Source organism: Nonomuraea sp. NPDC049655, from assembly GCF_044465465.1.
In the GTDB taxonomy this organism is placed as follows: domain Bacteria; phylum Actinomycetota; class Actinomycetes; order Streptosporangiales; family Streptosporangiaceae; genus Nonomuraea.
In genome coordinates this window covers 244,968-258,425 of the sequence record NZ_JBITLS010000013.1, presented here as the reverse complement: position 1 = coordinate 258,425, position 13,458 = coordinate 244,968, and the positions used below count along the sequence as shown (strand labels likewise).

The 13,458-nt window shown below is 73.4% G+C and carries 14 protein-coding genes; 8 read left to right on the top strand and 6 right to left on the bottom strand.

The features are described from left to right. Positions 1–15: 15 nt before the first annotated feature. Complete coding sequence (locus ACIBQ6_RS36980; RefSeq protein WP_397217737.1) at positions 16–609, bottom strand: pyridoxamine 5'-phosphate oxidase family protein; 594 nt, start codon at positions 607–609, stop codon at positions 16–18. Between the two features lie 75 nt (positions 610–684). Here ACIBQ6_RS36980 and ACIBQ6_RS36975 point away from each other — a divergent pair, with 75 nt between their 5' ends. Next, the gene (locus ACIBQ6_RS36975) at positions 685–1,152 is read left to right on the top strand and encodes a cupin domain-containing protein (RefSeq protein ID WP_397217736.1); all 468 of its coding nucleotides are present in this window, start codon (positions 685–687) and stop codon (positions 1,150–1,152) included. 71 nt (positions 1,153–1,223) lie between these two features. Here the strand turns inward: ACIBQ6_RS36975 and ACIBQ6_RS36970 are convergent, their stop codons facing one another. Both ACIBQ6_RS36970 and ACIBQ6_RS36965 read right to left on the bottom strand, forming a co-directional pair. Further along, positions 1,224–2,126 (bottom strand): GlxA family transcriptional regulator, encoded by a 903-nt coding sequence (locus tag ACIBQ6_RS36970; RefSeq protein ID WP_397217735.1) that lies wholly within the window; start codon positions 2,124–2,126, stop codon positions 1,224–1,226. 13 nt (positions 2,127–2,139) lie between these two features. Next, the gene (locus ACIBQ6_RS36965; protein WP_397217734.1) at positions 2,140–2,724 is read right to left on the bottom strand and encodes a cysteine hydrolase family protein; all 585 of its coding nucleotides are present in this window, start codon (positions 2,722–2,724) and stop codon (positions 2,140–2,142) included. Positions 2,725–2,924: 200 nt separating this feature from the next. On the opposite strand from ACIBQ6_RS36965, the gene ACIBQ6_RS36960 reads away from it, so the two are divergent. After that, on the top strand, positions 2,925–3,443 hold the full coding sequence (locus ACIBQ6_RS36960; RefSeq protein WP_358300557.1) for a hypothetical protein: 519 nt from the start codon (positions 2,925–2,927) through the stop codon (positions 3,441–3,443). Positions 3,444–3,503: 60 nt separating this feature from the next. On the opposite strand, the gene ACIBQ6_RS36955 is transcribed toward ACIBQ6_RS36960, so the two are convergent. Beyond that, a complete protein-coding gene (locus tag ACIBQ6_RS36955; protein ID WP_397217733.1) occupies positions 3,504–4,421 on the bottom strand; it encodes an AraC family transcriptional regulator in 918 nt (305 codons plus the stop codon). Positions 4,422–4,536: 115 nt separating this feature from the next. Between ACIBQ6_RS36955 and ACIBQ6_RS36950 the strand changes: the two genes are divergently transcribed. From ACIBQ6_RS36950 to ACIBQ6_RS36925, 6 genes are all read left to right on the top strand, one after another. Then, entirely contained in the window at positions 4,537–5,091 is a 555-nt protein-coding gene (locus ACIBQ6_RS36950; protein WP_397217732.1) for an NADPH-dependent FMN reductase, read from the top strand. Between the two features lie 61 nt (positions 5,092–5,152). After that, positions 5,153–7,486: an ATP-binding cassette domain-containing protein gene (locus ACIBQ6_RS36945; protein WP_397217731.1), complete on the top strand. Its 2,334-nt coding sequence runs from the start codon at positions 5,153–5,155 to the stop codon at positions 7,484–7,486. Then, the gene (locus ACIBQ6_RS36940) at positions 7,486–8,265 is read left to right on the top strand and encodes an LLM class flavin-dependent oxidoreductase (protein ID WP_397217730.1); all 780 of its coding nucleotides are present in this window, start codon (positions 7,486–7,488) and stop codon (positions 8,263–8,265) included. The genes ACIBQ6_RS36945 and ACIBQ6_RS36940 overlap by 1 nt, the downstream gene beginning before the upstream one ends. Positions 8,266–8,369: 104 nt before the next feature. Beyond that, complete coding sequence (locus ACIBQ6_RS36935; RefSeq protein ID WP_397217728.1) at positions 8,370–10,142, top strand: IlvD/Edd family dehydratase; 1,773 nt, start codon at positions 8,370–8,372, stop codon at positions 10,140–10,142. Next, entirely contained in the window at positions 10,129–11,133 is a 1,005-nt protein-coding gene (locus ACIBQ6_RS36930) for a C-terminal binding protein (RefSeq protein ID WP_397217726.1), read from the top strand. The genes ACIBQ6_RS36935 and ACIBQ6_RS36930 overlap by 14 nt, the downstream gene beginning before the upstream one ends. A 150-nt stretch (positions 11,134–11,283) precedes the next feature. Continuing rightward, the gene (locus tag ACIBQ6_RS36925; RefSeq protein ID WP_397217724.1) at positions 11,284–11,691 is read left to right on the top strand and encodes a nuclear transport factor 2 family protein; all 408 of its coding nucleotides are present in this window, start codon (positions 11,284–11,286) and stop codon (positions 11,689–11,691) included. Positions 11,692–11,704: 13 nt separating this feature from the next. Here the strand turns inward: ACIBQ6_RS36925 and ACIBQ6_RS36920 are convergent, their stop codons facing one another. Both ACIBQ6_RS36920 and ACIBQ6_RS36915 read right to left on the bottom strand, forming a co-directional pair. Beyond that, positions 11,705–12,265, bottom strand: a complete 561-nt coding sequence (locus ACIBQ6_RS36920; protein WP_397217722.1) for a GNAT family N-acetyltransferase — start codon at positions 12,263–12,265, stop codon at positions 11,705–11,707. Between the two features lie 393 nt (positions 12,266–12,658). Next, complete coding sequence (locus ACIBQ6_RS36915) at positions 12,659–13,393, bottom strand: TetR/AcrR family transcriptional regulator (protein WP_397217720.1); 735 nt, start codon at positions 13,391–13,393, stop codon at positions 12,659–12,661. Positions 13,394–13,458 lie beyond the last annotated feature (65 nt).

Sequence of the window (13,458 nt, the reverse complement as noted above, 5' to 3'; positions counted from 1 at the left end):
CGCCGGCCCGTCCGGTCAGGTTTCGCGGGGGAGCGGGGGCAGCGGGAGCGGCAGCCCAGGAAGGCCGTCGATGCTGGTCGCCACGTGCTCCTTCTTGTGGAAGTACGCGTCGAGCGACTCGTCGTCCTCGCGGGCGAAGCGGGAGCCGTGCAGCGGGCGGTCGGCGTCGTAGGTCATGAACGGGACGGCGTACCCGCAGGTGTCGCGGATCAGCCGGGCGGTCACGAGGATGATCGCGCGCAGGCCGTGCGGGACCGGGTCGATGTCCGGGAAATGCCGCAGCAGCCCGGCCCAGCGGGGGTCGTCGCGGAAGACCGGCTCGCCGTGGCCGTGCACGCGCACGATGTTCGGCGGGCCGTCGAAGGCGCACCACATCAGCGTGACGCGGCCGTTCTCGCGCAGGTGGGCGATGGTCTCGGCGTTGCTGCCGGCGAAGTCGAGGTAGGCCACGGTGTGGTCGTCCAGGACGGCGAACGAGCCCTTCAGACCCTTGGGCGAGAGATTGACCGTGCCGTCGCCGGCCAGGGGAGCGGTCGCCGTGAAGAAGACGGGCTGGGACTCGATGAACGTGCGCAACCGGCCGTCGATCCGGTCGTAGGTCTTTCCCATGATCCGGATTATCCTCTTTCGCGGTTTCGTGTGGGAGGTGAGGGCGTCGGTCCCGCGGGTGGCAGAATGCCCGGCATGATCGCGAACGAGGGCCCGGAACCGCGTCCCCTGCTCCGGCGTCCCGCCGAGGGCGAGCTCATCGACGTCGCCGGGGTCCGGCACTTCTTCCGGCTGACCGGGGAGCACACCGGGGACCGGTTCGCGTTCGAGGAGTTCACGCTGGACCCGGGCGTCGTCGGGGCGCGCCCGCACGTCCACCACGGCCACGACGAGTACTTCTACGTCCTGGACGGCGAGCTGACCCTGCACGACGGCGCCGGCGAGGTGACGGTCGGCCCCGGCCACCTGCTGGCGGCGACGCGCGGCACCCCGCACGGCTTCCGGAACGCCGGCGACGGCACCGTGCGCGCGCTGTGCCTCTACACGCCCTCGGGTTACGAGGGATACTTCCGCGAGGTGCACGCGGCCGTCGCCGCGGGCGCGCAGATCACCGACGAGCTGCTCGCGGAGTTCCGCTCCCGCTACCGCACCACCTCGCTCTGACCTGCCGCCCGGCCTGCCGCGGCGACGGTCAGGAGGCCGCCGCACCGGCCCCCGGGCCTCCGCGCCGGCGGTCAGGAGGCCGTCGCGCGGGTGCGCAGCCGGCGGAGCATCCGGGCGTCGGCGAAGCCCACCTCGCGCGCGGCGACCTCGGCGGTCGCGCCGCGGCCGAGCAGGTGTTCGGCCCGCTCCAGCCGCAGCGCGGTCTGGTAGGCCAGCGGGGTGAGCCCGGTCGCCCGCCGGAACAGCCGGGTCACCGTGCGCTCGCTGCATCCCGCGGCCCCGGCCAGCAGGCTCAGCGGCAGCCGCTCGGTGAACCGGGTCTCGATCAGGTCCTGGATGCGGTGGACCGTCTCGTCCACGTGCGAACGCCGTCGCAGCAGCGGGCTGACCTGCTCCGCCGTGCCGTCGCGGTGGGCGTGCACGAGCATCGCGCGGGCCACCTGCCCCGACGCGTACGGCCCGTGCCGGGTGGTCACCAGGTGCAGCGCCACGTCGATCCCGCTGGCCACGCCCGCCGAGGTGACGATCCGGTCGTCCTCGACGTACAGCGCGTCCCTGGCGACGCGCGCCCGCGGATAGAGGCGGGCCAGCTCGTCCTGGACGGTGTGGTGGGTCGTGCACCGGCGGCCGTCGAGCAGCCCGGCCCGGCCCAGCGCGTCGGCCCCCGCGCACACGCTGGCCACGGTGCCGCCAGACGCGTGGTGTTCGCGCAGCCGGCGCAACGTCTCGCCGCTCGCCGGCCGGGCCGGCCCCCGCCAGCCCGGCACGACGATCAGGTCGTCGGGCGTCAGTGACGGCCACGAGGTCCGCGCGTGCAGCGTCAGCCCCTGCACGCTGGCCACCTCGCGCTCCTCAGCGACGTAGCCGATGGTGTACGGCCGGCCGAGGTCGGCGGCGGTGGAGAACACCTGGGCGGGCCCGGCCACGTCGAGCAGGTGCACCCGCGGGATGAGCAGGAAGACGACTCGGGACATGACCGGCGCCTCCTCAGTTCCCGGTGAGCTCGTCCACGGTCCTGATCGTGGCGAAACGACCCGACAGAGCGTATTCGGTACGGGCGAGGATCTCGTCCACGCCGAGCGTGCGCGGGTCGTGCACGAGCTCGTCGAAGGGGGCGTCGCCGGGCGCGTCGCGGTGGGGGAGCGGCGTGGTGGCGGTGGCGTCGATGGCGAAGTCGACCTCGAAGCCCAGGTCGGAGGCGAGGCGCGCGGTGGTCTCGCAGCACTGCTCGGTCCGGATGCCGCAGACGGTCAGCCGCCTGACGCCGCGCCGGGTGAGGAACTGGTGGAGGTTGGTGGTGGTGAAGGCGTTGTGCGCCGACTTGGTGAGGACGGGCTCGTCCGGAAGGGGCTCCAGGCCGTCCATCAGCTGGACGAACCCGCGGGCCGGATCGAAGACCGTGCCCGAGCCGGGCCGCGACCCGAGCACCCACACGACCGCGTCCCCGGCCTGCCTGGCGGCCGCGGCCAGGCGGTTGACCTGCGGGACGATGTCGGGCCTGGACGTGTGCCGCCAGTCGGGCAGCTGCAGGAAGGAGTTCTGGACGTCGATGACGACGAGGGCGCTGATCATGCCACCCAGGCTGGCCGGACGAGGCGCCCCGGCGGAAGGCACGACCTGGTCAGCGTGTGGACCGATCCAGTCGGCGCCCCGCCGCCGGGCCGATATCCCCCCAGCGTGACACCGTAATCCGCGGGCCCTCGCAAGGGCGGGTGCCGCCTGCCACCATGGAGGCGCCAGCTGATCCGGACGATCTCTGGAGGGGGCGTGTCATGAGGTGGTGGGAGGGCGACGACGGACGCCACGAAGGCTGGGATGCCGCCGTCTTCCCGGACGGGCGGGTCTCCACCGGCCCGGCCGACGGCGGGGCGAGGGTGCACCCGATCGGCTCCGACGGCCGCATCGGCTACGGCCGCGGCGACGTCGTGGACGGCCGCACCGCGATCGGCTGGCGCGGCCACTGCGCCTGCGGATGGCAGGGGCCGCTGTGGGAACGCGTGGCCCAGACGCGCCACGACTTCGCGGCCCGGCGCATCTACGCGCTGAGCGAATGCCTGCTGTCCGGCGCCGCCCCCGACGACGTGGCCGTCGCGATCCGCGCGGAGTGGGAGACCCACCTCGACCCGCCGAGCCTGGTCGCCGTCCGCCAGGCCGCCGAGGCCGTGCGCCGGGCCCAGGGCCACCTGGACGCCGCCGTGCGCGCGGCCCGCAAGGACGGCCGTTCCTGGACCCGGATCGGCGAGTCCGCCGGCGTCCGCCGCCAGTACGCCCAGGAACGCTGGGGCCCTTGACCCGCCCGGCTCGCGGGGCCGGGGGACCGGGCCGCCGACCGGCGATGGCGACCGCGGGGATCAGGCCGCCGAGCGGCGGTAGCGGCCGGGGGCGACGCCGAACTCGCGCTTGAAGGCGTTGCCGAAGGCGAACTCCGACCCGTACCCCACCTGCTCGGCCACCCGCGCCACCGGCGCGTCGGACTCGCGCAGCAGGCGGGCCGCGCTCATCAGCCGCCACCACGTCAGGTACGCCAGCGGCGGCTGCCCCACCAGCCCGGTGAAGCGGCGGGCGAAGCCGGCCCTGGACATGCCCGCGTGCGCGCCGAGCGACTCGACGGTCCAGCGCCGGGCCGGGTCGCGGTGGATGGCGTCGAGCGCCCGGCCGACGACGGGGTCGGCCAGCGCGGCGGCCCAGCCGGAGACCGTACAGGGCTCGTCCTGGGTCTCGAAGTAGGCGCGCAGGACGTACAGCTGCAACATGTCGAGCAGGGACGACACGACGGTGTCCGTGCCGGGCCGCGGGCCGTCGATCTCGGCGGCCAGCAGCTCGACGGCGGCCCGCAGCTCCGGACGGCTGCCGAGCGTCGCGGGCAGGTGGATCACGCCGGGCAGCGAGCCCAGGATGGGGTGGGGCCGGTCGAGGTCGAGCCGGTAGCCGCAGGACAGGACCACCGTCTCGGCCCCCGTGCCGCCGAACCCGGCCGACGCGAACAACTCCGAGTGCGGCTCGCATTCGGACTCGGCCAGCGGGCGGGCGGGATCGTCGGCCAGCCCGAAGTCGCCGCCGTGCGGCAGGAACACCACGTCGCCCACGCTGAGCGGGACGGGCTCGCCGTCCGGCGGGATCAGCCAGCACGACCCGCGCAGCACCACGTGGAACCCCGCCGACCCCGGCACCGAGCGGAACGCCACCCCCCACGGCGCCCGCCAGGAGATGCGGGAGGAGGTCGGGCGCCCGCACCGCATGAAGGCCATCACGTCGCTCAGCACGTCCATGGAGCTGAGTCTAAGGGCTGAGACGCTCGCGTATAAATGGTGGATTGCAGCGCATTCAGTATCTCAGCCGCTCTCCCTACGGTTGGTTTCCGTAACCGAACTGAGGGAGAACGACATGCTCAAGGTAGGCATCATCCTCGGCAGCACCCGTCCTGGCCGCAACGGCGAGGCGGTGGCCCACTGGGTCCGCGATCTGGCGGCCAAGCGGGGCGACGCCGACTACCGGCTCATCGACCTGAAGGACTACGACCTGGGCAACCTGGACGAACCCGAGCACCCCGCCATGGGCAACTACCGGCACGAGCACACCAGGCGCTGGTCGGCCACGGTCTCGGAGCTGGACGCGTTCGTGATCGTGACCCCGGAGTACAACAACTCCTACCCGGGCGCGCTCAAGAACGCCCTCGACTTCCTGTACGCGGAGTGGACCAACAAGGCGGCCGGCTTCGTCGGCTACGGCGTGGACGGCGCGCCCCGGGCCATCGCCCACCTGCGGCACGTGCTGGGCCTGCTCAGCGTGGCCACCGTGTCCAACCAGGTCGGGCTGTCGATCCACACCGACTTCGCCGACGGCTTCCGGCCCGCCGCCGCCCACGAGGACCGGCTGAACGCCGTCCTCGACCAGGTCCTCGCCTGGGGCTCGGCGCTGCGCCCGCTGCGGGCGGCCTGATCCCCCCGCAGTGACCGCCCGCCCGGCGGTCGCCCGGCGGGCGATGGGTAGATTGCGCAGAGTGGAAGACGAGGTGGTCAGCGGCATCCGGGTGCGCGGCGCGCGGGTGCACAACCTGCGGGACGTCGACGTGGCGATCCCGCGCGACGCGCTGGTGGCGTTCACGGGGGTCTCCGGGTCGGGCAAGTCGTCGCTGGCGTTCGGCACGATCTTCGCCGAGTCGCAGCACCGCTACCTGGAGTCGGTCGCGCCCTACGCGCGGCGGCTGCTGCAGCAGCTGCCGATGCCCGACGTCGACGACATCACCGGCCTGCCGCCCGCGGTCGCGCTCGGCCAGCGGCGGTCCACGCCGTCCGCGCGGTCCACGGTCGGCACGCTGAGCCGGGTCTCCAACTCGCTGCGCATGCTGATGTCCCGCGCCGGCGCCTACCCGGCGGGCGCGCCGCGCCTGGACTCGGACGCGTTCTCGCCCAACACCGTCGCCGGGGCGTGCCCGCAGTGCCAGGGGCAGGGGGTGTTGCACGAGGTCACCGAGGAGTCGCTGGTGCCCGACCCGTCGCTGAGCATCGCGGAGGGCGCGATCGCGTCGTGGCCGGGCGCCTGGCAGGGCAAGAACCAGCGCGACATCCTGGCGACGCTCGGCTACGACATCCACGCGCCCTGGCGCAGCCTGCCGCGGGAGCAGCGGGACTGGATCCTGTTCACCGACGAGGAGCCGGTGGTCACCGTCCATCCCGTACGCGAGGCGGGCCGGATCCACCGCCCCTACCAGGGCAAGTACGCCAGCGCCCGGCGGCTGGTGCTCAAGGCGTACGCGTCCTCGGCCAGCGAGAAGAGCCGCCTGCGCGCCGAACGGTTCATGACCGCCCGCACCTGCCCGCTCTGCGGCGGGCGGCGGCTGCGTCCCGAGGCGCTGGCGGTCACGTACGCGGGCCGCACCGTCGTCGAGCTGGCCGCGATGCCGATGGGCGAACTGGCCGGCGTGCTCCGCCCGCACCGGGACGAACCAGGACCGGCGGGGGCGCTCACCCGCGACATCCTCGACCGCATCGAGGTGCTGGACGAGCTGGGCCTGGGCTACCTGAGCGTGGCCCGGCCCGCGCCGACCCTGTCCAGCGGCGAGCTGCAGCGGATCCGGCTGGCCACCCAGCTGCGCGCCGGGCTGTTCGGCGTCGTGTACGTGCTGGACGAGCCCTCGGCCGGCCTGCACCCCGCCGACTCCGCCGCGCTGTCGGACCTGCTGCGCCGCCTGCGCGACACCGGCAACACCGTCTGCCTGGTCGAGCACGACATGGACGTCGTGCGCCAGGCCGACTGGGTGGTGGACGTCGGCCCCGGCGCGGGCGGCGACGGCGGGCGCGTCCTGTACAGCGGGCCGGTCGCCGGGCTGCGCGAGGTCGCCGGGTCGGTGACCCGCCGCTACCTGTTCCACACCGTCGTGCCGGAACGGCCGGCGCACCGGCAAGCGGGCCGGCTGGAGCTGCGCGGGCTCACCCGCAACAACCTTCAAGGCGTGGACGTCGACGTGCCGCTGGGCGTGTTCACCGCCGTCACCGGCGTGTCGGGGGCGGGCAAGAGCAGCCTGCTGGCGGCCGTCGCCGAGGCCGCCGCCGGGGAGCGGCGGGTGGTCTGGGTGAACCAGCAGCCCATCGGCCGCACCCCGCGCTCCAACCTGGCCACCTACACCGGCCTGTTCGACACGGTGCGCAAGCTGTTCGCCGCCACCGACGGCGCGCGTGCCCACGGCTACGGCCCGGCCCGGTTCTCCTTCAACGTGCCCGGCGGACGCTGCGAGACCTGCCAGGGCGAGGGCTACGTCGCGGTCGAGCTGCTGTTCCTGCCCACGACGTACGCGCCCTGCCCCGACTGCGGCGGCGCCCGCTACAACCCCGACACGCTGCGGGTGACCTACCGCGACCGCACGATCGCCCAGATCCTGGAGATGACGGTCGACGAGGCCACCGGCTTCTTCGGCGACGTCCCCGCGGTACGCCGCCCGCTGGAGACGCTGCACGAGGTCGGGCTCGGGTACCTGCGGCTCGGGCAGCCCGCCACCGAGCTGTCGGGCGGCGAGGCCCAGCGCATCAAGCTCGCCGCCGAGCTGCAGGGCCGCCGCGCCGAGTCCACGATCTACCTGCTCGACGAGCCGTCCACCGGCCTGCACCCGCACGACACCGACGTGCTCATGGACCGGCTGCACGACCTGGTCGGCGGCGGCGGCACGGTCGTGGTCGCCGAGCACGACATGCGGGTGGTGGCGACCGCCGACCACGTCATCGACCTCGGGCCGGGAGGCGGCTCGGCCGGGGGCACGGTGGTGGCCGCGGGCACGCCGGCGCAGGTGGCCGCCAGCCCGCGCAGCCGTACCGCGCCGCATCTGAAGGGCCTGCTGTGATGCGCCGCGCGCTGTACCTGCCGCCGTTCGGGGAACTGGCCGACCCGCGGGTGCTCGCCGACCTGGCCGCCCGCGCCGAGGACGCCGGGTTCGACGGCGTCTTCCTGTGGGACCACGTCGTGCGCCCGCTGAGCCCGGGGCTGGCCGTCTGCGACGCCTGGATCGCCCTGGCCGCGATCGCCGCCGCCACCGAGCGCGTCCGCATCGGCACCAGGGTCACGCCGCTGTCGCGGCGCAGGCCGTACGAGGTGGCCAGGCAGGCCGCCGCCCTCGACCAGCTCAGCGGCGGGCGGATGGTGCTCGGCGTCGGGCTCGGCGCGGACGACGGCGGGGAGCTGAGCAGGCTCGGCGAGACCGGCGACCCGCGCGTCCGGGCGGAGATGCTCGACGAGGGCCTCGACGTCATCTGCCGGCTCTGGACCGGCCTGCCCGTCCGCCACCGGGGCCGCCACTACCGCGTCGACGACCTGGCGTTCCAGCCGCAGCCCGTGCAGCGGCCGCGGATCCCGATCTGGGTCGCCGCCCAGTCGGTCCGGCAGGCGCCGCTCCGCCGCGCCGCCCGCTTCGACGGTCTCTGTCCCGAGACCACCCCGGTCGGGCTGCGGGAGATGCTGGCCGTCGTCGCCGAGCACCGGGGCGGGCTCGAAGGCTTCGAGGTCGCGGTCGGCGTCCGGCCGGGGGTGCATCCCGGCCCGTACGAGGACGCGGGCGCGACGTGGTGCCTCATCGAGTTTCCCGAGGTCAGCAGCGTCGAGCAGGTGATGGCGGCGATGATCTGAGGCGTTTGCGCGGTGACGGCGGCGGGGTAGGCCAGTCATCGCCCGTCCGGGGTGCGCCATGACACCACCCGACCGGCGGTCCCGCGCGAGTGAGGAGCGAGCTGATGCGCCCGACCGGGCATCCCGAGAGCGGCGGCCTGCGCAGCCAGGCATGGTGGGACAACGCCGGAAATCCGGAGATGACCGCTCTCTACCTCGAACGGTTCCTCAACTTCGGGCTGACCCCGAAGGAGCTCCAGTCCGGCCGGCCGATCATCGGCATCGCCCAGACGGGCAGCGATCTGGTGCCCTGCAACCGCCACCACCTCGCCCTGGCCGACCGGGTCAGGGACGGCATCCGCGACGGCGGCGGCATCCCGCTGGAGTTCCCCGTCCATCCGCTGCAGGAGACCGGCAAACGCCCGACCGCCGCCCTCGACCGCAACCTCGCCTACCTCGGGCTGGTCGAGGTGCTCTACGGATATCCGCTCGACGGCGTCGTCCTGACGACGGGCTGCGACAAGACCACGCCCGCGTGCCTGGCCGCGGCGGCGACGGTCAACATCCCGGCGATCGTCCTGTCCGGCGGGCCGATGCTCAACGGCTACCACCAGGGCAGGCGCATGGCCGCGTCGGGGTCGGGGCTGGTGATCTGGCAGTCGAAGCGGCTGCTGGCCACCGGCGAGATCGACTACGACGAGTTCATGGCGCGCGTGGCCGCCTCCGCGCCCAGCATCGGCCACTGCAACACCATGGGCACCGCCCTGTCGATGAACAGCCTGGCCGAGGCGCTCGGCATGTCGCTGCCGTGCTGCGCGGTGATCCCCGCGCCCTACCGCCGCCGGGCGCAGATGGCCTACGACACGGGCCTGCGGGCGGTGCAGCTGGTACGCGAGGACCTCACCCCGCGCAAGATCATGACCATGCGGGCCTTCGAGAACGCGATCGTCGTCGCCTCGGCCATCGGCGCCTCCACCAACGTGCCCATCCACGTCAACGCCATCGCCCGGCACGCCGGGGTGCCGCTGACGATCCACGACTGGCAGCGCGTCGGAGCCGACGTCCCGGTGCTGGCCGACGTCGCCCCCGCCGGCGAGTTCCTGGGCGAGGACTTCTACCGGGCGGGCGGCGTGCCCGCCGTCATGCGGACGCTGCTGGCGGCCGGGCGGCTGCACGGCGAGGCCATGACCGTCTCCGGCCGTACCGTGGCCGAGAACCTGGCCGACGCCCCGCCCGGCGCCCCGGAGGTCATCCGCCCCTACGACGACCCGGTCGCCGCGCGCGGCGGGCTGCTCATCATGACGGGCAACCTGTTCGACTCGGCCGTCATGAAGACCTCCGTCCTCAGCGACGAGTTCCGCGCGGTCCGCGACTACCGCGCGATCGTCTTCGAGGGGCCCGAGGACTACCACGCCCGCATCCAGGATCCGGAGCTCGGCGTGGACGAGGGCTGCATCCTCGTCATCCGCTACACCGGGCCGATCGGCTATCCCGGGTCGGCCGAGGTGGTCAACATGGAGGCGCCGTCCGCGCTGCTGCGGCTGGGCGTCACCACGCTGCCCACACTCGGCGACGGCCGCCAGAGCGGCACCTCCGACGCGCCGTCCATCCTCAACGCCAGCCCCGAGGCCGCCGCCGGGGGCAACCTCGCCATCCTGCGCACCGGCGACCTCGTCCGCGTCGACGTGGACAACGCGCGCGTCGACGTGCTGCTGACCGAGGAGGAGATCGCCGCACGGTGGGCCCGTCACACGCCGCCGGCGCTGGAGAACCAGACGCCGTGGCAGGAGATCTACCGCGCCACGGTCGGGCAGCTCGACGGCGGGGGATGCCTGGAGCTGGCCCTGTCGTACCAGGACCTCGTACACACCAAGGGGCTTCCCCGTGACTCGCACTGACGCCAGAGGCACCATCATGATCGCCGACTCCGACTTCGGCGACGTGGACATCGAACGCGCGATCGTCGAGGCCGCCGGGTTCGAGCTCCGCGCCGAGCAGTGCAAGAGCGAGGACGAGGTGATCGAGAAGGGCCGGGACGCCGACGGCGTCCTGACCCAGTACGCGCAGATCGGCTCCCGCGCCGTCGAGGCGTTCACCCGCTGCCGGGTGATCGCCCGCTACGGCACGGGCGTGGACATCGTCGACGTCGACGCCGCGACCAGGCACGGCATCCAGGTCACCAACGCGCCGAACGAGTGGTGCGCCGAGGAGGTCGCCGACCACGCCGTCGCGCTCTGGCTGGCCGCCGCCCGCAAGATCTGCCAGTACGACCGCGCCACCCGGCGCGGCGTGTGGCGCTGGCAGAGCGGCGAGCCGATCCTGCGGCTGCGCGGGCGGGTGTTCGGATTGCTGTCCTTCGGCGCCATCGCCCAGCTCATCGCCGCCCGCGCGCGGCCCTTCGGCGTCGAGGTCTGGGCGCACGACCCCTTCATGGACGACTCCCAGATCCTCGCGCACCACGTGCGGCCGGTGTCGTTCGACGAGCTCGTGGCGGGCGCCGACTACCTGGTGATCCAGGCCCCGCTCACCCCGGGGACGCACCACGCCTTCGACCGCGCGACGCTGCGCAGGATGAAGCCGGACGCGATCCTCGTCAACACCGCGCGCGGCCCGATCGTGCAGGACGAGGCGCTGTACCAGGCGCTCACCGAGGGGTGGATCGCCGGCGCGGCCATGGACGACCTGGAGGAGGAGCCGGCCAAGCAGCGCGACTGGCGTCCGGACAACCCGCTGTTCACGCTGCCCGGCGTGATCGTCACCCCGCACGCCGCCTACTACTCCGAGCAGGCGGTGGAGACGGTGCGGCGGTTCGCCGCCGAGGAGGCCGTCCGGGTCCTGACCGGGCAGGCGCCGCGCAGCCCCGTGAACGACGTGACGGCCCGGCCCTGACGGGCGGTCGGGTGGTCCCGGCGCCGTAGCCGCGGGGGAGCGTACGACGGCGGGAGTAGCGCCGACCGTCTCCGGCCGTACGACGACGGCGGCGGGCGCGGGCGGCGAGGATCGGGACGGCAGCCACCCTCACTCCCTCAAGGACGCCGAATGGGCATCACCTGCGAGCGCGACCTCGCCGACTTCCTGACCGCCTACACCCGGGACATGGCCGTCTCCCCCGAGGAGCCCGCCACGATCATCGACCGCTACTTCGTCCCGGACTTCGAGTACTGCAACGACGGGCTCGTGATCGACCGGCAGCGCATGATCGACCACGTCCGCCCCGTCCGGCGGCAGGTCGACCAGGAGGCGATGGCGACCGGCGACGGGGCCGGGGTCGAGATCCACGAGACGCTGGTCTCCGGCGACCGGATCGCCGCCCGGTGGACCCTGCGCACGAGGCTGCGCAAGGGCACGACCTTCACGGCGGAGGTCTTCATGTTCGGCCGCCTGGCCCCGGACGGCCGCATCCGCCGCATCGACCAGACCACCAGGCGACTGGACGAAGCCGGGTAGCCGCGCGAGCGGTTCAGCCCGTCCGGCGGCTGGCCCGCCACTCCGGGGCCAGCACGGACCAGACCTCGACGTCGTGCCGGACGCCCCGGTGGGGGTAGCTCTCGCGCAGGACGCCGTCCTTGCTCATCCCGAGCCGCCGGGCCACGGCGATGCTGGCGGTGTTGCCGGCCGCGGCCTGCCACTCCACGCGATGGATGCCGCGTTCCTCGACGGCCCAGTCGATGATCACGCGGACGGCCCTGGTCACCAGCCCCTTGCCCGCCGCCGACGGCTCCAGCCAGCAGCCCGCCTCGGCGGTGCCGAGCCGGACGTCCATCGTCCGGAACAGCACGCCGCCGACCAGCCTGCCGCCGGTCCAGATGCCGTAGATGCGCCCGGTGTCGGCCGCGGCCTTGTCCGCGTACGCCTGCAGCACCGACCTGGCGGACTCCAGGTCGGTGACGAGGTCGGGCAGGGAGATGAACCGTCCGATGAACTCGCGTCCGCGGTCCATGTGGCGCAGGAACTCCTCGGCCCGCCAGGGCTCCAGCGGACGCAGCTCCGCGCCGTCGTCGCCCAGGGAGATCGCGAACATTGCTGCCTTTCCGTCCAGGATTCACCCGTCTTGCGGGGGAATCCTCTCACGGGCGGCCGGCCCGTTGATCTCGGCGGGGCGGGCACGGCCTGCAGGTAGGTCAGCACCGCCATGACGCGCCGGTTGTGGTCGTCGGAGGGAGGCAGGCCGAGCTTGGCGAAGATGTTGTTCGTGTGCTTGCCGACCCTGGGGTTATGGGGTCGTGTGGCAGAGACTTCGGATCTTTTCTGATTCTCCGTACAGTCGGCGGCCGCCGACCGCGGTTGTCTGCGGAGCAGGCTGCACTAGCTCAGGAGCTGTAGGACGCCCGGGTCAAGACGGAGCAGCAGATCGACGACCTGTTCGGCGTGCCGTGCTCCACCGTGTACGGGCGTGATCCCGCACCGGGGCCGGCTACCGGGCTGGGCGGGCGATCAGTGCCTCTATGCCGTCCAGCAGGAGGTCGAGGCCGAACCGGAAGTCGGCGTCCTCCGTCCAGCCGGTGGAGTCCCTGAGCAGGCCGGAGCGCATCATGGCCGACAGTGCCGGGTACGTCGCGGGGTCCAGGACCTCGGTGAGCACCTCGCCGTACTCGGCGGCTCCCTCGGCCCTGGCCGCGGGGGCCTTGCCGCCGGCGCCGAGCGAGTGCGTGAGTGTGGCCACGGTGAGGGCGTAGCCGCTCAGCACCGTGGCGGCGTTGAACTTCTGGCCGTCGTCCAGCCCGGTGTCGGACAGCGCGTCCAGGGCCCGGTCGAGCCAGAGCAGCCGCCGCGGGCCCATGGGCGGGGTGCTCTGGCGCAGATCCAGCAGCCAGGGCCGGGACAGCAGGAGGTCGCGGGTGAGCCGGGTCCAGGTGGCGAGGTAGTCGCGCCAGGCCAGGTTCCCGCGTTCGGGCGGTGCGGGCACGGCGCTGTCGGCCATGACGGTCAGCAGTTCGTCTTTGTTGCCGACGTAGCGGTAGAGCGCCATCGGAGCGAGGCCCACCTGGGCGGCGACGTTGCTCATGGAGACGGCGGCCAGCCCCTCGGCGTCGGCGATCTCGATGGCGGCGGTCGTGATCGTGGCCAGGTCCAGGCGCGGCCTCGGGCCTCTGCGCGTGATGGGTTCGCGGCCCCACATCCGCGCCACGACGGGTGGCAGCTCTGCCATCGAACATCCTCTCGCGCGGCCGGAATCTGTGTACGTCATATAGCCTGATAATCGTGTATGACGTA